This window comes from Shinella sp. HY16 (assembly GCF_028534175.1).
In the GTDB taxonomy this organism is placed as follows: Bacteria; Pseudomonadota; Alphaproteobacteria; order Rhizobiales; family Rhizobiaceae; genus Shinella.
On record NZ_JAHYXL010000001.1, the window covers coordinates 3986847 to 4003262 of the forward strand.

Here is a 16416-nt window from a genome sequence, read left to right on the forward strand (position 1 = left end):
ACGCCCCGCTTTCCAATTCGTGAGCACCGGTCGCATTTTGTGAACGGACCGTTGCCGGCTTGTGGATTGAACATTGGTTAGCAAGGCCTTAATTCCCTCCCCGGGAGGTTATCGAGGTCGAAATGGATTCTGCTGCCAATCTCCTGCCGCTCGCCATCATGGGTATCGGCGTCTATCTCTTCTTCCGCTGGGTGGTGCGCGACATGAACCGCCCGACAGGCCGCTAGGCCTCTCCGTCTCCCTATGCATTGCCGATCAGCACGCCAGCAGCCAGCACGAGACTGCCTCCGAACACGACTTGGAGAACCGCGCGGAAGAACGGCGTTTCCATGTAGCGGTTCTGGATGAAGGCGATCGCCCAGAGTTCCACGAAGACGACGAAGACGGCGATGGTCGTCGCCAGCATGAAGTTCGGGATCAGATAGGGCAGGGCATGGCCGAGACCGCCGACGGCGGTCATGATGCCCGAGGCAAGGCCGCGCTTGACCGGCGAACCACGGCCGGAGAGTTTCCCGTCGTCATGGGCCGCTTCCGTGAAACCCATCGAGATGCCGGCGCCGACCGAGGCCGAGAGACCGACAAGGAAGGTCTGCCAGGTGTCCTGCGTGGCGAAGGCGGCGGCGAAGATTGGCGCGAGCGTCGAGACGGAGCCGTCCATCAGGCCGGCAAGGCCCGGCTGCACATAGGTCAGCACGAATTGCCGCTGTGCCGTCTGGTCTTCCTCCGCCTTCACATCTTCAGGTGTGTGCTGTTTGCCAAGCCGGCGGGCGAGCGATTCATGGGATTTCTCCGCAAGCGCCAGGTCGCCGAGCAGTTTTCGCGTTGCGGCGTCCTCGGTGCGGGAGGCGGCGGCAAGGTAGAAGCGGTGCGCAGCGTCCTCCATCGCCTCGGCCTGCGCGCGGATCGCCTCGAGAGGCATGTTCTGGATCAGCCAGTCCGGCTTGCGTTCCGGGAAGTCGCGCACATGTTCGCGCCGCACCAGCGGGATGCGGTCGCCGAAGCGCGCCACATGGCGATCGATGAGCATCTGGCGGTGATGGCTCTCCTCCTCGGCCATCTCCTCGAAGATGCGGGCGGAATGCGGATAGGCGTCGCGCAGCGCATCGGCATAGGCAAGGTAGATGCGCCCGTCGTCCTCTTCCGAGGAGATGGCAAGGGCGAGGATCTCCTGTTCGCTTAGGGATTCGAGGCTGCGTTTGCCGGGGCGGAAAAGGCGGGAGAACATCGGTAACAATCCAGTTTAGAATAATTCTAAATATAGGATCGAACATGCCTTGGTCAACCTCGACAGGATGTCGCGCCTGCGGGCCAAGGCGCATCCGATATCCTTGCTCGCTCGTTCCGCTGGGGGGCCTGATTTTCCGCGTGCCGTTCTCGTAAAACCGCTGCACACTTTTGCGCGACATGCTTTAGTGTGGCCGTAGTGGAGACTGCGAAGGACGTGATGTGACCGCCGGACTGAAGCCGCTTACCGCAAGCCGCGACACGCTGCTCGATCGCCTCGGCCGCCGTTTTGCCGACAAGCTGCAAGGCCAGACCTCCGGCTATGAGCCCTACACGCCTTCCGATCCTGAAACGCTGGCGCGCACGTTGCGGCCCGGCGACGTATTGCTGGTGGAGGGCAACCAGAAGGTCTCGGCCGCGATCAAGTACCTGACGCAGTCCACCTGGTCGCATGCGGCGCTCTTCGTCGGTGATGAGGTGCCGCTGACGCTGGATCAGGCAACGCTGCCGGCGGCGCAGCGCCCGCAGCTTATCGAGGTCAATCTCGGCGAGGGCTGCGTTGCCGTGCCGCTCACCAAGTACCGTACCTACAATACGCGCATCTGCCGCCCGGTGGGGCTGACGCCGGAGGATCGCGACACGCTCGTCGCCTTCATGATCTCGCGCCTCGGGCTGAAATACGATCTGAAGAACATCACGGACATGTTGCGCTATTTCATGCCCACGCCGCCGGTGCCCGTCCGCTGGCGCCGCCGCATGATCGCCTTCGGTTCAGGCGATCCGACGCGGGCGATCTGCTCGACGCTGATTGCGGAAGCCTTCGAGGCGATCCGCTATCCGATCCTGCCCGACATCACGCGAGCGCCCGGCCATGCCGCGGCGACGTCGACCTATTCGCGCGAAGAAATCCTGCACATCCGCCATCATTCGCTCTATACGCCGCGCGACTTCGATCTCTCGCCCTATTTCGAGATCGTCAAGCCGACCTTGAAATACGGTTTCGATTACAAGCGGCTGGAATGGGCGCCGGGTCGCGAAGGGTCCTGATGGCCCCCCGCGAAAATCTGCGGTATCTTATTGCTTAAGCGGCGAGATCGCGATTTCGACGCGCCGGTTCTGCGCGCGACCCATTTCCGAGGCGTTGGAGGCGATCGGACGTTCCAGGCCGTAGCCCATCGCCGACATGCGACGCGGGTCGACACCGCGGCCGGCCAGGTAATTGGCGACCGAATTGGCGCGGCGGTTGGAGAGGTCCATGTTGTAGCCGGCATTGCCGACCGAATCGGTGTGGCCGTCGACGTCGATCAGCGTCTTGTTGAACTTGCGCAAGACGAGCGCGACCGAATCGAGCGTCGGATAGAACGGCGGGATCACCTGGTCCTGATCCGTAGCGAAGGTGACGTTCGACGGCATGTTGAGGATGATGCGATCCCCCATGCGCGTGACGGAAACACCGGTGCCCTGAAGCTGGGCGCGCAGCTCGGCTTCCTGGTTGTCCATGTAGTTGCCGATGGCGCCACCGGCCAGTGCCCCGACGCCGGCACCGATCAGCGCGGCATTGCGACGTTGCACCGGGTTGTTGCCGATCAGGAGACCGGCGACCGCGCCGACGCCCGCGCCGATCGCCGCACCGCCGGCCGTGTTGGAAACCTTCTGTTCGCCCGTATAGGGGTCGGTGGTCGTGCAGGCAGAAAGATAGACCGCGGCAACCGCGACAACAGCGCATTTCTTGTACATGCAGGCATCCCCGAGACTTCGATGATTCTGCTTCAACCTACCGATTGCGGCAGGAACATGAAAGAGGCGCGCATTTGCCTAGGTTTCGCCGCCCCCGCTGGAAGTGACGCCGGCGCTTGCGGCGACCACGAGGCCCGTGCCGAGCATCTGCAAAGGCGTCATCGGCTGGCTGAGCACGAGGAAGCCGGCAAGCGCGCCAAGGGCGGGCTCGAGGCTCATCAGAATGCCGAAGGCGGCCACCGGCATGCGGCGCAGGGCAATCATTTCCAGCGCATAGGGGATGAGTGGCACCAGAAGCGCAAGGCCGAGCATCATGCCGAGGCCTTCCGGGCTCATCGCCTCATGCGCCCGCACCAGGCCGAAGGGCGCGGCGACGACCGCGGCTATGATCAGCGACATGGCAAGGCCTTCGAGGCCCGGAAAGACCCGGCCGGCCTTCTTCATCAGCACGATGTAGGTGCCCCAGCCGATGCCGGAACCGCAGGCAAAGAGCAGGCCGACGGGATCGCCGACCCAGCCGTCGCCGTCATGGGAGAGCAGCACCACGCCGAGGAAGGCCGCGAGGGGCCAGATCAGCCGCCAGCCGCCGCCGAGTCCCCATGTCGCCACGGCGAGCGGTCCGAGGAACTCGATCGCCACGGCAAGGCCGAGCGGGATGCGCCCGATGGCGGCGAAGAAGCAGAGCGTCATCGCCGCCATGGTGGTGCCCAGCGCCAGCGCGCTTTTCCACTGTTCGCGGCTGTAGGAGCGCATGGGGGGCCGCACGATCAGCGCCAGCACGGACGCTGCCATCACGAGGCGCAGGAAGGTCGTGGCAAAGGGCCCGTAGTCGGCAATCGCGGTGGCCGAAAAGGCTGCGCCGAACTGCACGCTCGACATGGACGCAAGGCAGAGGATGACCCCGGTGAGAAGACCTGCATTGCCGGAGCCCGAAAGCCCGCCGCCTGTCGCTGTCTGTTGATCGGCCATGAAATGCCCTCCCGGCTGCCCGCTGAAAGCACCGGGTTTGAAGAACCTCAGCGCACTTTAGCGGGACATGCATTAGTGGAGGGGGCGTCACGCGGCAAATGGATAATCGTGACGCCTTGCTTCAGGAAAATTGATGCTGGCCTCAGCCGGCAACGCCCTTCAGCGTGTTGGCGACATTGGGGCCGATTTCCGGCACGCCGTAGCCGCCTTCCATGACGACGAGGACAGGCACGCCGCTGGCCGCGACCGCCCGCCCCATCGTGATGTAGTCCGGCGAAGTCAGTTTGAAGAAGGAGATCGGGTCCTTCTCGAAGGTGTCGACGCCGAGCGAGAGCACGATCACCTCGGCGCCGAAGGCTGAAATGCGCTTCAGGGCATCGGCGAGTGCCGCCTCCCAGACGGAGAAGGGGGTGCCGGGCGGCATCGGATAGTTCTGTGTCGTGCCTACCCCTGCGCCCTTGCCGGTCTCTTCCGCATAGCCGAGGAAATGCGGGAAGGCTTCGGTCGGGTCGCCATGCAGCGAGGCGAAATAGACGTCGCCGCGCTCGTAGAAAATATCCTGCGTGCCGTTGCCGTGATGGAAGTCGACATCGAGCACGGCAACCTTCCTGGCGCCCTTGTCGAGGAAGCGCTGGGCGGCGACGGCGGCGTTGTTGATGAAGCAGTAGCCGCCGAAACTGTCGATGCACGCATGATGGCCCGGCGGGCGGCAAAGCGCGAAGGCCGCCTTCGCGCCGTCAGCCACGATATCGGCCGCTGTCACCGCGCTCTGCATGGAGGAGACGGCGGCCTGCCAGGTGCCGGAGGTGATCGCCGTTTCTGTCGCATTGCAATAGTAGCCAAGCAGGCCGTCGATCTGGCTCGGGATGCGCGACGAGGTGCGGCGCACCGGGAAGGAGGTCGCAATGGCCTCACCCTTGTAGCCGGCGGCCTTCCATTTCTCCCAGGCGCCTTCCAGGAAGGAAAGGTAGCCGGCATCATGCACCTTCAGTGCGGTTTCCAGCCCGTGGCGTACCGGCGCGGAAACGTCGGTGAAACCGGCATCCTTGACCGCGGCGAGGATCCACTCCGCCCGGAACGGCGCCTCGAAGGGCGGCACGAGCTCGCCGCCGTAAAGCTCGCTACGAGCGTTCCTGAGCTTGTGGTCCTCGGAAAAAATAACACGCATGAAGGGTTCCCCGTTTTCATTCGGGCGCGACGGTAGTGCATTTTCCAGAGAAGGGGAATCTCCCTTGCGCGGTAGGCGGCTGCATTGTGTCGGCCCTGAAACGGCACGTGCCCCCGCCAATGGCGAGGGCACGTGGTGGGGGCATCGGCGCGGTCAGGCAAGCGCGGCGCGCTGCCGGCGGCCAAGGCCGATCTTCTTGAGGAGAAGCACATCGGCGACGACCACGGCGGCAAGCGCAATCAGCCCCATGCCGGCAAGCGTCAGCCCGCTGCCGGCGAGGGCGAGGACGGCGATGCTGCCGACGATCCAGGCTGCATCACCCGCAATGGCGAAGCGGACGGCCGAGACCGAGGGCTGCTCCTGCCGCCCGACAGCGAGGTGGAAGGCGCCCCAGAGGGCGAAGAAAGCGGCAAAACCGTTGAGGACAGCCGGTGTTGCGAGCGGACCGACGAGGGCGCCGATCGGGCCCGACAGGGCAAAGAGAAGGACGGCAGCGGCAAGCGAGAAGACGCCGTCGGCAAGCATGATGGACTTCAGCAGGTTGCGGTTGATGGCAGCGAACATTGTGGGCTCCTTTCGGTTTCGATGTGCTGATCCTGCCGGGGCCGGTGGTGTAAACCAATTACCTTGGAGGTAATGGAAATCATGCCGGGCCTCCTGTTTAGTGCGGGAGATGAAAAGGAGGACCGCATGGAATTCGGTGAGCATCTCAAGGAGTGGCGCGGCCATCGCCGTATGAGCCAGCTGGAGCTGGCAAGCGAGGCCGGCATTTCAGCCCGCCATCTGTCTTTTCTCGAGACTGGTCGCTCGCGCCCCTCGGAAGGCATGATCCTGCGCCTCTCCGCGGTGCTGGATATTCCGGCGCGCGATCAGGGCTTGCTGTTTTCCGCCGCCGGCTTTCGCCCACGCTTCGCAACGGCACCGGCCACGAGCCTTGCCGCCTTCCCGCCTGCCGTGGCGGAGGCGATCGGCCTCATCCTCGCCCGCCACGATCCCTATCCGGGCGTTGTCTTCGACCACGAATACAACGTGCTGACCGCCAACCAGGCCTTTCTTGGTCTTGCCGGCATGGCGGGCATCGCCGTCTCGCCGGGCGACAACTTCCTCGATGCCTATCTCGGGCCGACGCCGCTACGCTCGATCGTCGTCAACTGGGCGCAATCGGCCGCCGATCTCGTGCACCGCATCCGTGCCGAGGCCTGGCTGCAGGGGCCGCGCAGCCCGCTCCTGAAGCGCATCGAGCGGCTGGCCGCCGCGGCTGACATCCAGGCCGCGCTGCAAGCCTTTCCGGAGACGGGCCGGCTGCCGATCCTGCCGATCGAGATGAAGATCGGGACAAAACATTTCAACTGGATCACCACGCTTACCTCCTTCGGCTCCGTGCAGGATGCGCTGGTGCAGGGCGTGCTGATCGAAAGCTTCTTCCCGGCGGATGCCGGGACGCGGGCACATTTCGAGGAATGAGGACAGTCAGGTGTTGATGACGAGCATGCCGCCGATGATGAGGAAGGCCCCAACCGCGTAGCGCAGCGTCAGCGCTTCGCCGAGGAAAAGGCTGGCGAAGAGCGGCACGAAGCAGAAGGTCAGTGCCATGAACGAATAGCCGATCGTCAGAGGCACCGCTTTCAGCACGAAGATCCAGATGATGGTGCCTGCCCCGTAGATCGCGAGGGCGAGAAGAAGAAGCGGATTGAACGCCAGCGCTGCCAGCCCCTTGAGGCCGAAATCGCCGGTCGTGCCGCTCGTCAGCTTGAACAGCACCTGTCCCGTGGCGATCAGGAGCGGCGTGCCGAGCAGGCCGGCCCAGACCGCAGGGCTATAGGCGCTCGCCGTCACGCTTCGGCCTCCGCACGGTCTTCCATGTAGAAGATGTCGCGGCCGATATCGAGGCAGACGTGGCGGGGCGGCACAGGATGCACGGCGCGCAGGAAGGAATGCGTGTAGGGGAAGAAGTTGAAATGCGGGTTGAAGCTATAGCGGTACTCTCGCTCGCGCGGCACGACGATGATCAGACGCCGGCGCGCGATGCGGCGAAGTTCCGCGATCGCCTGGCGGTATTCCAGCACATGTTCGATGACATGGGTGCAGACGACCGTATCGAACTCGCCATCGGCGAAGGGCAGGGATTCGATCATCGCCGCGACATATTCGACGCCTGCGATATGGGCCGCGTCGTCAACGACGAAATCGACGCCGGTCAGCCGTTTGAGATCAGGGTTGCCGGCCTTGATGTAGCTGAGCAGCGCGCCGGTGCCGCAACCGACGTCGCAGATGCTTTCCCCGGCGATGGAGCCGACGATGCGGTCGATGCAGGCCTGCGAATTGTCCGTGCCGGCATGGACGCGTGGATGTTCGCGATAGAGGTCTTCATATTCCGCAGCAGTCAGAAACGGCGCTCGCTCACGGAATTTTGCGAGCTTGCCGATGTGCTTGCCCCATACGAGGCTTGCCGCCTGCCGGAAGAGCGCGGAATCGCGCAGGATCGGTGGCAGCACGTCCTCGATGACGAAACGAATGCGGTTGGTGGTTTCCCTGTTCATGCTCGTCTTCCGTTCGATCAGGCCGCAAGATGCCGCGTGGCCTTGTCCGCCTTGCGGACGCTGCGGATATGCCGGCCTGCGGGCTGGTTCATGTAGTGGATGCGCAACTGCTCGGCGCGGGCGCGGGCGAGGGAATCGAGGATGAGGCCGGCGGAGAAGACGAGGAACGAGATCATCATCAGGGCGAGCGAGAAAACCCAGGTCGGCATGCGCTCGACGAGGCCGGTGTGGAAATAGGCGGCCAGAACCGGCGCCATGAAGGTGAGGCTCGCCGCCATGAAGACGCCGCTGATGGCGCTGAAGAACACGAAGGGTCGTGTCTCTTTCATCAGCATGGCGAACATCCAGAGGATCTTCGCGCCGTCCTTGAAGGTGGAGAGCTTGGAATGCGAGCCTTCCGGCCGGCGGCCGTAGTCGAGTTCCAGCTCGGCGATCGGCATGCGCAGCCGAGAGGCGTGCACGGACATTTCGGTCTCGATCTCGAAGCCGCCGGAAACGGCGGGAAAGCTCTTCGCGAAGCGACGCGAGAAGGCGCGGTAGCCGGAGAAGATATCGGAGAAATCGTTGCCGAAGAGCGAGCGGAACAGGGTGTTGAAGATGCGGTTGCCGAAGGCGTGGCCCTGTCGGCCGGCATCCGCATGCACACCGCGGCGCGTGCCGACGACCATGTCGGCGCCTTCGGTGATCAGCGTGCGGATGAGTTCGGCCGCATCGGACGCGGCGTAGGTGCCGTCGCCGTCGGCCATGATGTAGATGTCGGCCTCGATGTCGGAGAACATGCGGCGCACCACGTTGCCCTTGCCCTGGCGGCGCTCGCGCACGACCGTCGCACCGGCCAGCGCCGCGCGCAATGCGGTCGAATCGGTGGAGTTGTTGTCGTAGACATAGATGCGGGCGGACGGCAGGGCGGCGCGAAAGCCGTGAACGACGTCGCCGATCGTCTGCGCCTCGTTGTAGCAGGGCAGCAGCACGGCGATCTCCAGGTCTTCCATCAGGTTTTCCGTCATGGTGGCGCGTTCTCCCGGCGCGGGCCCCTTCATGCGACCCACGATTTTACTATTTCTTGAGAAGGTTAAGGCTAGGTTTCGGCAGGCTTCCAATGGTGGACGAAGGGGCGAAACGTGTCGAAATCCATGCCTGCTGCCCTGTCGTTTGCAACCCGGGATGCGTCCACGGGGCGCTTCGGGATGACATGGCGTGTGCTTGCTCTCTACAGTCTCCTGACGATTGCGCTTCTGCTCGCACTGTCGCTGCCCTTCGCGACCGATTACGTCGGGGTCGACAACGACGACAGGATGCGCCTCGTCGTGGTGCGGGATCTCCTGGCCGGGCAGAGCTGGTTCGATACGACCCAGTATCGCCTTGGTCTTGCCGGCGGTACGCTCATGCACTGGTCGCGCTTCGTCGATCTGCCGATCGCCAACCTGATCAGCTTCTTCTCGCTCTTCGCCGGGCAGCGACAGGCCGAGGCGCTGGCGCTTGCCGTCTGGCCGTCGTTCCTCGTCCTGCCCGTGCTTTTCAGTGCGGGGCTTGCCGGTTATCGGCTCGGCGGCACCATGGCGATGCACACGACGCTGGTCCTGACGGTCATTCTTGTCGTCTCGCTCAACCGCTTCCAGCCCGGTTCGATCGACCACCACAACGTCCAGGTCGCGCTCATCGTCGGTATTGCCGCGATGCTGCTCGCCCCCGCCATGCGGGCGCGCGACCACGCCATTGCCGGCGTGCTTGCCGGTTTTGCCATTGCCATCGGCGTGGAGACGACGCCGCTCATCGGCGCGGTCTGCCTCGTCGTCGCCTTGCGCTGGGTCTGGCATGGCCGTGCCTTCCATGATGCGGCCACCGCCTTCGGCCTTTCGCTCGCCCTGACGGTGACCGCCGCCTTCTTTGCCACCGTCGCGCCGTCGCGCTACACGCAGGTGACCTGCGACAGCCTCTCCTATGGCTTTTATGCCTTGGCGACGTTCGGCGGCGGCACGCTGTTTCTCACGGCTTCCCTGGCGAGCACCTGGTCTTTCCGCGGCCGATTGGCTGCCCTTGCGGCTGCAGGGGGCATCGTTGCCGTCGCGGTGCTGCTGGTCGCGCCCGGGTGCCTCGCCAATCCGCTCGCCGCGCTTGATCCGTTGCTGAAGACCTTCTGGCTCGACATGGTCATCGAGGCCCAATCGGCGCTGGCGCAATTCCGTCTCGATCCCACATCGATCGGCAGTTTCTATGCGACGGGTCTTCTCGCCATCGCCGTCTGCGTCAGAAGCGTCTATCGCCGCGAGGCCACCGAGGCGCATCTTATCCTGCTAGCGCTGCTGGCCGTCGCCTTTGCCGTTTCCCTCCTCCAGGTCCGTGGCTCGATCTTCGTCCATGTGCTCGCCGCCATTCCACTTGGCCGGATGATCGCCGAGCTGCGCACGGCCGCCAATGCGCAGCCGAAGAACCTGAGGCTGGGCCTTGCCTTCGCCGGTCTGACGCTTGCCTCGACGCCCGCAACCTGGGCGCTCGCCGGCGCCCTGGTGCCGGGCTATTCCGGCAATATGTTGCGCGCCGAGCTTGCCGGCGGAGCGAAGCCGCCGGCCTGCACCGACGAGGCCGTTCTGGCGCCGCTCGCCCGCGAGCCGGCCGGTGTGGTGGCTGCCGTTTCGGATATCGGCACGTCGATCTTGCGTTTCAGCGGTCATCGCGTGCTCTCGGCACCCTACCACCGCAACCAGGGCGGCATGCTGACGCAGCTGCATATCGGTCTGTCCAATCCCCGCCAGGCCGAGGCTTTCCTGCGCGGTGCCGGCGTGACGCTGCTTGCCTTCTGCCCCGGCAACACCGAAACGCTGCTTCTTGCGGATGCGGAACCGGAAGGGCTCTATGCCGACCTTCTGAAAGGGGAGGTCCCGGCGTATCTCGAACCGGTCGAAGGGGCCGGAGGGGCTGTGCTGCGCCTCTACCGGGTGAAGCCGGAATAGGGTGGGAAAGCGCAAAGTGGGCTGGGGATGCTGGCGGCAGCACCCTGTCATCCGCCGGCAAACGCACTACACTTTGCCGCATGAGCTTTTTCCCCGAGACTGATTCGCCCAGCAATCTTGCCGAATATTCGGTGTCGGAGCTTTCCGGCTCCATCAAGCGCACGGTCGAACAGGCCTTCGACCAGGTGCGCGTGCGCGGCGAGATATCGGGTTATCGCGGCCCGCATTCTTCGGGCCATGCCTATTTCTCGCTGAAGGACGATCGCGCGCGCATCGATGCGGTGATCTGGAAGGGCAGCTTTTCGCGCCTGCGCTTCAAGCCGGAAGAGGGCATGGAGGTGATCGCGACCGGCAAGATCACCACCTTCCCGGGCTCCTCGAAATACCAGATCGTCATCGAGGCACTGGAGCCGGCCGGTGCCGGTGCGCTGATGGCATTGCTCGAGGAGCGTCGCCGCAAGCTCGCGGCCGAAGGCCTTTTCGATGCCGAACGCAAGAAGCCGCTGCCGTTCCTGCCCAAGGTGATCGGTGTCGTCACCTCGCCGACGGGCGCCGTCATCCGTGATATCCTGCACCGCATCGCCGACCGCTTCCCGGTCCATGTCGTCGTCTGGCCGGTCAAGGTCCAGGGCGAAGGGTCGGGGCAGGAGGTTGCCGCGGCTATCGAGGGCTTCAACGCCTTCGAGCCGGCCGGCCCGATCCCGCGACCGGACGTGTTGATCGTTGCCCGGGGCGGCGGCAGTCTCGAAGACCTCTGGAGCTTCAACGACGAGATCGTCGTGCGCGCTGCCGCGGCCTCGAAAATCCCGCTGATCTCCGCCGTCGGCCACGAGACGGACTGGACGCTGATCGACCACGCCGCCGATCGCCGTGCCCCGACGCCGACGGGGGCGGCCGAAATGGCAGTGCCGGTCAAGGCCGATCTCGATGCGGAAATCGCTTCGCTCACCGCGCGCCTGCGCGGCGCCACGGCGCGCCAGATGGACAGCCGTCGGCAGGGCGTTCGCGCACTCGCTCGGGCGCTGCCCTCGCTCGACCAGCTTCTCGCCTTGCCGCGCCGCCGGTTCGACGAGGCGGCGGCGGGCCTTGGCCGCGGCCTGCAGATGAACACCGTGGGCAAGCGCCGCGCCTTCGAGCGTACGGCAGCGCATTTGCGGCCCGACATGCTGCTGACGCGCATCGCCGAGCGGCGCCAGCGCGTCGCCGACCGCCTGCAGCGCGCCGACCGCATCGTCGAGCGCCGGCTCGACCAGGTCCGTGCGCGCCTTTCCGCTTTCGATGTTTCGCTGCGCGCAACACCCGCCCGTATCGCCGCGCAAACCGGTCGCGCGCGTGACCGTCTGTCGGGTCTTGCGTTGCGTGCCGAAAGCGCGCTTGCCGGCGACCTTGCCCGCCGCCGCGCCCTTCTGCAGGCGCAGGACCGCATGCTGCAATCGCTTTCCTACCGGAATGTCCTGAAGCGTGGCTATGCGCTGGTGCGGGACGAGGAGGGGGCGCCGGTGAAGGGCGCCGCCAGCCTTGGCCCCGGCCGCGCCATTGCCATCGAGTTCGCCGACGGCACGGTGGATGCCGTCACCGGAGCCGGCGGCGGCGTGCCGCCTCGCAAGAAGGGCATGAAGGGCGAGGCGGAGGAAAAGCCCGCGCCCCGCCAGGGCTCGCTGTTCTGAGGCCGGCATGCGCATCCTGCTCGTGCTCGCCCATCCGCTGGAAGAGAGTTTTGCCGCCGGCATCGCCGAAACGGTGCGGCGGAAGCTGGAGGCAAACGGCCATGTGGTCGATCTGCTCGACCTCTACCGAGAGGGCTTCGATCCGCGCATGACGCCCTCCGAGCGGTCGCGCTATTTCGAACCGGGCTATGATCCGTCCGATGCCGAACCCTTCGTCTCCCGCCTGAAAGCGGCGGAAGGGCTCGTGCTCGTCTTTCCGCAATGGTGGTTCAATTTCCCGGCCATCCTGAAGGGGTTCTTCGACCGGGTGTTCGCCCCTGGCGTCGCCTTCGAGAACGATCCGGCCGGGGGGCGCATCCAGCCGCGGCTCGGCAACATCCGCCTCTTCTGGGCCTTCACCACGACCGGCTCACCCTGGTGGGTGGTGCATCTCTATATGGGCAACCCGGTGAAGCGGCTCCTGAAGCGCGGCATCGCCGCCTTCTGCGCCAAGGGCCTCGATTTCAGGATGGTGAGCCTGCACGACATGGACCGTGCAAGCGAGAAAATACGCAAGGCGCATCTTGCGCGGGTCGAGCGGCTCGCGGGCCGCCTCTGACCGGGAGAGAATCCGGAAAAACCGCGAAACGGTTCCGCGTCGAGGAAAAGCGGAGATGCTCTATTCGAACGCGGCGAGGAACTTTCGCAAAAGGTCGTCCAGTGCCACGCGCTCGTCCGCGCTCAGCGTTTCCAGCAGGCGGTGCTGGTTTTCCACATGGGCCGTGACCGCTACATCGACCAGTGCAAATCCCGTCGGCGTCAGCGCGATGATGACGCTGCGCCGGTCTTCCGGGTTATGCGAGCGTTCGATAAGGCCTGCCTTTTCAAGCTGGTCGAGCCGGTTGGTCATCGTGCCCGAGCTGACCATGGTGGTGGCGAGCAGATCGCCCGGCGAAAGCCGGTAGGGCGGGCCGGCACGGCGCAGGGTCGCCAGCACGTCGAAGCTTGCCGAGTTCAGCCCGTGCGCAGCCATCGCCTTCTCGATTTCCCGCGCAAGATGGGTGCGCAGCCGCGCGAGGCGGCCGAGCAGGCCCATCGGCGCGATATCGAGGTCGGGCCGCTCCTGCCTCCATTGCGTAAGAATTCTGTCGACGTGATCCATGGCCGGATTTAGCGGTCCCATCGTCTTGACGTCAAGATAAAATGATATATCTTGATTTCAAGATTCTTTGATTGGAGATAATCATGTCTCGCACCACCGATGTCCTCCTCACTGCAACCGCTCCGGCCGTCTGGGGCAGTACCTATGTCGTGACGACAGAGCTTCTGCCGGCCGGCTATCCGCTCACCGTCGCCATGTTGCGCGCGCTGCCCGCGGGGCTCCTTCTTCTGCTCCTCGTCCGGCGCCTGCCGCAGGGTGTCTGGTGGCCGCGGACCTTCCTGCTCGGCGCGCTGAACTTCTCGTTTTTCTGGGCGATGCTGTTCGTCTCGGCCTATCGTCTGCCGGGCGGCGTTGCGGCAACGGTCGGCGCCATCCAGCCGCTGGTCGTGCTCGGGCTTTCGCGCGCCGTCATCGGCACGACGGTGCGGCCACTCGCCGTCTTCGCCGGTCTTGCCGGTATAGGCGGGGTAGCGTTGCTGGTGCTGACGCCCTCGGCGGCCCTCGACCCGGTCGGTGTCGCCGCTGGTCTTGCCGGCGCGGTTGCCATGGCCTTTGGGACCGTGCTGTCGCACCACTGGAAACCACCGGTGCCACCGCTTACCTTCACTGCCTGGCAGCTCACCGCGGGCGGCCTGCTGCTCGTGCCTGTCGCGCTCTGGTTCGAGCCGGCCCTGCCGGTGCCGACGACGGAAAACCTGCTCGGTTTTCTCTATCTCGGCGTGATCGGCGCAGCGCTCACCTACATCGTCTGGTTCCGCGGCCTTGCACGGCTCGACCCGGCGACGATTTCGCCGCTCGGTTTCCTCAGCCCGCTCGTTGCCGTCGTGCTCGGCTGGGCGCTGCTCGGGCAGGATCTCGGCCTGTTGCAGACCGCAGGAATGCTCGTGGTGCTCGGGAGCGTCTGGCTTAGCCAGCGGGCGCAGGCTGCGCGTCCGGTATCCGACGGGATCAGTCCGCGCCGTCCTGCGCCCGCCGGCGTGCAGCCGTCAACCCGGTGAAGACCGCATGGGCGAGATCGGCGTCGATCATCGCGGAAAGGCCGGCAGCCGTGGTGCCATGGTATTCCATGAACAGTTCCACGATATCGGCCGGCGTATCGCTGACACTGGCCATCTGCGTGGCGGCGCCGAGGAAGAGCTGGCGGACCGCAAGGACCGCCGTCTCCGGGCCGATGCCCGCTTCGATCGCATGGCGGATCATCGCATCGGCCATCAGTGCCGGAAAGGCCGCGCCCGATCCTGTCAGTGCGGTGAAATAGTCGAGCTCGTGCTCGTCGGTGATGAAGTGCTGACGGCCCGAGGCTGCAAAGAAGCGCCGCGCGAAATCCGCTTCCGGGTTGCGCACGTCGTCGGTCATGCACCAGGGCGTGAAGGACAGCCGCTGCTCGGCGCAGGCATTCGGCATCGCCCGCACGATACGCCGCGCGCCGAAGCGGTCGCTGATCTCCTCCACCGTCACCCCCGCCATGACGGAGATGACGAACCGCCCGCGCAGGTCGATATCGATCTCGTCGAGATCGCCGGCTCGGACGGACAGGACGATGGTGTCGCAGGCATCGACGAGGATCGCGTTGTCCGTCGTCATGTGCACGCCCGGCCAGGCTTCGTAGCCTGAAATGTTGCCCGAGCGGGAAGAAAGCACGAGGTCGGCCGGCTTGATGAGGCGGTCGGTCAGCACCGGCCGGAGCAAGGCCCCGGCCAGCCATCCGCCGCCGCCGATCACGCCGAGATGGTTCATGCCCACTCGCCGCCGCGCATGACGGGCGCGCGGCTGCCATCGGCGCGGATACCGTCGATGTCCACCTTGTCCGAGCCGATCATCCAGTCGATATGGATGAGGCTTTCATTGCCGCCCTGTGCGCGGATCTGATCCGGCGTCAGGCTCGCGCCGTCGAGGAAGCACTTCGAATAGCACTGGCCGAGCGCGATGTGGCAGGAGGCGTTCTCGTCGAACAGCGTGTTGTAGAACAGGATGCCGCTCGCCGAGATCGGCGAGGAATGCGGCACGAGGGCCACTTCGCCGAGCCGGCGCGCGCCCTCGTCGGTGTCCAGCACCTTGTTCAGCACTGCCTCACCCTTCGACGCCTTTGCCTCGACGATCCGGCCGCCCTCGAAGCGTACCTGGATATCGTCGATCAGCGTGCCCTGGTGGGAGAGCGGCTTGGTGGAGGAGACATGGCCCTCGACGCGCAGCGCATGCGGCGTGGTGAAGACCTCTTCCGTCGGGATGTTCGGATTGCAGGTGATGCCGTTCTTGGCCATCGATGCGCCGCCGTGCCATTCGTGGCCGTCCGCCAGTCCCACGGTCAGGTCCGTGCCCGGCCCCTTGAAGTGCAGCGCGGTGAAGCGCTCGCCGTTCAGCCAGGCCGAGCGCCTGGCAAGGCCAGCATTGTGCGCCGCCCAGGCGGCGACGGGGTCGGCGACATCGACGCGCGAGGCGGCGAAGATGGCATTGGCGAGCTTTTCGACCGCCACCTCTTCCGGGTCGTTCGGGAACACCTGCTTGGCCCAGGACGGGTTCGGATAGGAGACGATGTTCCAGTTGATGTCGAAATTGGCGATCTTTTCCAGCGCCGGCTTGTAGGCCATGGAATTCGCCTTGTTGGCGCGGGCGACCTTGCCCGGGTCCTCACCCGAGAGCAGCATCGGGTTGTCGCCGGCAATGGCAAGGCGCGCAGCGCCGTTGGCATAGGCCTTGGCCATGCCCTCGTAGAGCCAGTCGCTGGCCCGGTCGAAGCTTTCGTCCGGCGCGTGGTGGTAGCGGGCGAGCGTTGCCTCTTCGTCGGCATAGAAGGTGCTGACGAGACCGGCGCCGGCCATATAGGCGTGCTTGGTGATGAGCCGGGCAAGCGGCAGGGCGGCGACGGGCGCCGTCATCACGAGATCCTGCCCCTTCTGGAGCTGAAGGCCGACACGCACGGCGACTTCTGCGAGCTTGTCGAGCTTTTGCGGATCGACGGCGGAGGCGGAATTGGCGGGATAGGTCATGGCATGCCTGTCTGTTCTACTCGGATGAAGGA

General features: G+C 65.3%; 17 protein-coding genes. 6 read left to right on the top strand and 11 right to left on the bottom strand.

Features of this window, described 5'->3' with window-relative positions:
- Positions 1 to 241: 241 nt before the first annotated feature.
- Entirely contained in the window at positions 242 to 1225 is a 984-nt protein-coding gene (mbfA, locus tag K0P03_RS19530; protein ID WP_130517912.1) for an iron exporter MbfA, read from the bottom strand.
- A 221-nt stretch (positions 1226 to 1446) separates the two neighbouring features.
- On the opposite strand from mbfA, the gene K0P03_RS19535 reads away from it, so the two are divergent.
- Entirely contained in the window at positions 1447 to 2271 is an 825-nt protein-coding gene (locus K0P03_RS19535) for a lipo-like protein (RefSeq protein ID WP_272790376.1), read from the top strand.
- A gap of 27 nt (positions 2272 to 2298) precedes the next feature.
- Here the strand turns inward: K0P03_RS19535 and K0P03_RS19540 are convergent, their stop codons facing one another.
- The 4 genes from K0P03_RS19540 to K0P03_RS19555 all read right to left on the bottom strand — a co-directional run bounded on the left by K0P03_RS19540 (position 2299) and on the right by K0P03_RS19555 (position 5662).
- Positions 2299 to 2961, bottom strand: a complete 663-nt coding sequence (locus K0P03_RS19540; protein WP_023512457.1) for an OmpA family protein — start codon at positions 2959 to 2961, stop codon at positions 2299 to 2301.
- Positions 2962 to 3039: 78 nt separating this feature from the next.
- Complete coding sequence (locus K0P03_RS19545) at positions 3040 to 3930, bottom strand: EamA family transporter (protein WP_023512456.1); 891 nt, start codon at positions 3928 to 3930, stop codon at positions 3040 to 3042.
- Between the two features lie 142 nt (positions 3931 to 4072).
- Entirely contained in the window at positions 4073 to 5098 is a 1026-nt protein-coding gene (locus tag K0P03_RS19550) for a histone deacetylase family protein (RefSeq protein ID WP_023512455.1), read from the bottom strand.
- A gap of 153 nt (positions 5099 to 5251) precedes the next feature.
- Positions 5252 to 5662 (bottom strand): hypothetical protein, encoded by a 411-nt coding sequence (locus tag K0P03_RS19555; RefSeq protein WP_023512454.1) that lies wholly within the window; start codon positions 5660 to 5662, stop codon positions 5252 to 5254.
- 126 nt (positions 5663 to 5788) lie between these two features.
- Here K0P03_RS19555 and K0P03_RS19560 point away from each other — a divergent pair, with 126 nt between their 5' ends.
- On the top strand, positions 5789 to 6562 hold the full coding sequence (locus K0P03_RS19560; protein ID WP_037405661.1) for a helix-turn-helix domain-containing protein: 774 nt from the start codon (positions 5789 to 5791) through the stop codon (positions 6560 to 6562).
- A 6-nt stretch (positions 6563 to 6568) separates the two neighbouring features.
- Here the strand turns inward: K0P03_RS19560 and K0P03_RS19565 are convergent, their stop codons facing one another.
- From K0P03_RS19565 to K0P03_RS19575, 3 genes are read right to left on the bottom strand one after another with little or no spacing between them, the layout of a single operon-like run.
- Positions 6569 to 6934, bottom strand: coding sequence for a transporter (locus K0P03_RS19565; RefSeq protein ID WP_050742723.1), 366 nt, complete (start codon positions 6932 to 6934; stop codon positions 6569 to 6571).
- A complete protein-coding gene (locus K0P03_RS19570; protein ID WP_023512451.1) occupies positions 6931 to 7638 on the bottom strand; it encodes a class I SAM-dependent methyltransferase in 708 nt (235 codons plus the stop codon). The genes K0P03_RS19565 and K0P03_RS19570 overlap by 4 nt, the downstream gene beginning before the upstream one ends.
- Before the next feature lie 17 nt (positions 7639 to 7655).
- On the bottom strand, positions 7656 to 8645 hold the full coding sequence (locus K0P03_RS19575) for a glycosyltransferase (protein ID WP_336314290.1): 990 nt from the start codon (positions 8643 to 8645) through the stop codon (positions 7656 to 7658).
- Between the two features lie 180 nt (positions 8646 to 8825).
- Here K0P03_RS19575 and K0P03_RS19580 point away from each other — a divergent pair, with 180 nt between their 5' ends.
- The 3 genes from K0P03_RS19580 to K0P03_RS19590 all read left to right on the top strand — a co-directional run bounded on the left by K0P03_RS19580 (position 8826) and on the right by K0P03_RS19590 (position 12854).
- On the top strand, positions 8826 to 10589 hold the full coding sequence (locus K0P03_RS19580; RefSeq protein WP_272790377.1) for a hypothetical protein: 1764 nt from the start codon (positions 8826 to 8828) through the stop codon (positions 10587 to 10589).
- An 80-nt stretch (positions 10590 to 10669) separates the two neighbouring features.
- Positions 10670 to 12256 carry an exodeoxyribonuclease VII large subunit gene (gene xseA / locus K0P03_RS19585; protein ID WP_272790378.1) on the top strand — a complete coding sequence of 529 codons (1587 nt, stop codon included), beginning with the start codon at positions 10670 to 10672 and terminating at the stop codon, positions 12254 to 12256.
- 7 nt (positions 12257 to 12263) lie between these two features.
- A complete protein-coding gene (locus K0P03_RS19590) occupies positions 12264 to 12854 on the top strand; it encodes an NAD(P)H-dependent oxidoreductase (protein ID WP_272790379.1) in 591 nt (196 codons plus the stop codon).
- Positions 12855 to 12914: 60 nt separating this feature from the next.
- On the opposite strand, the gene K0P03_RS19595 is transcribed toward K0P03_RS19590, so the two are convergent.
- Complete coding sequence (locus tag K0P03_RS19595; protein ID WP_272790380.1) at positions 12915 to 13397, bottom strand: MarR family winged helix-turn-helix transcriptional regulator; 483 nt, start codon at positions 13395 to 13397, stop codon at positions 12915 to 12917.
- Positions 13398 to 13480: 83 nt separating this feature from the next.
- Between K0P03_RS19595 and K0P03_RS19600 the strand changes: the two genes are divergently transcribed.
- Positions 13481 to 14395, top strand: coding sequence for an EamA family transporter (locus K0P03_RS19600; protein WP_272790381.1), 915 nt, complete (start codon positions 13481 to 13483; stop codon positions 14393 to 14395).
- On the opposite strand, the gene K0P03_RS19605 is transcribed toward K0P03_RS19600, so the two are convergent.
- A complete protein-coding gene (locus tag K0P03_RS19605) occupies positions 14346 to 15134 on the bottom strand; it encodes a pyrroline-5-carboxylate reductase family protein (RefSeq protein ID WP_023512534.1) in 789 nt (262 codons plus the stop codon). The genes K0P03_RS19600 and K0P03_RS19605 overlap by 50 nt on opposite strands.
- A complete protein-coding gene (locus K0P03_RS19610) occupies positions 15131 to 16384 on the bottom strand; it encodes an aminopeptidase (RefSeq protein ID WP_272790382.1) in 1254 nt (417 codons plus the stop codon). Before K0P03_RS19610 ends, K0P03_RS19605 begins: the two co-directional genes overlap by 4 nt.
- Positions 16385 to 16416: the final 32 nt, after the last annotated feature.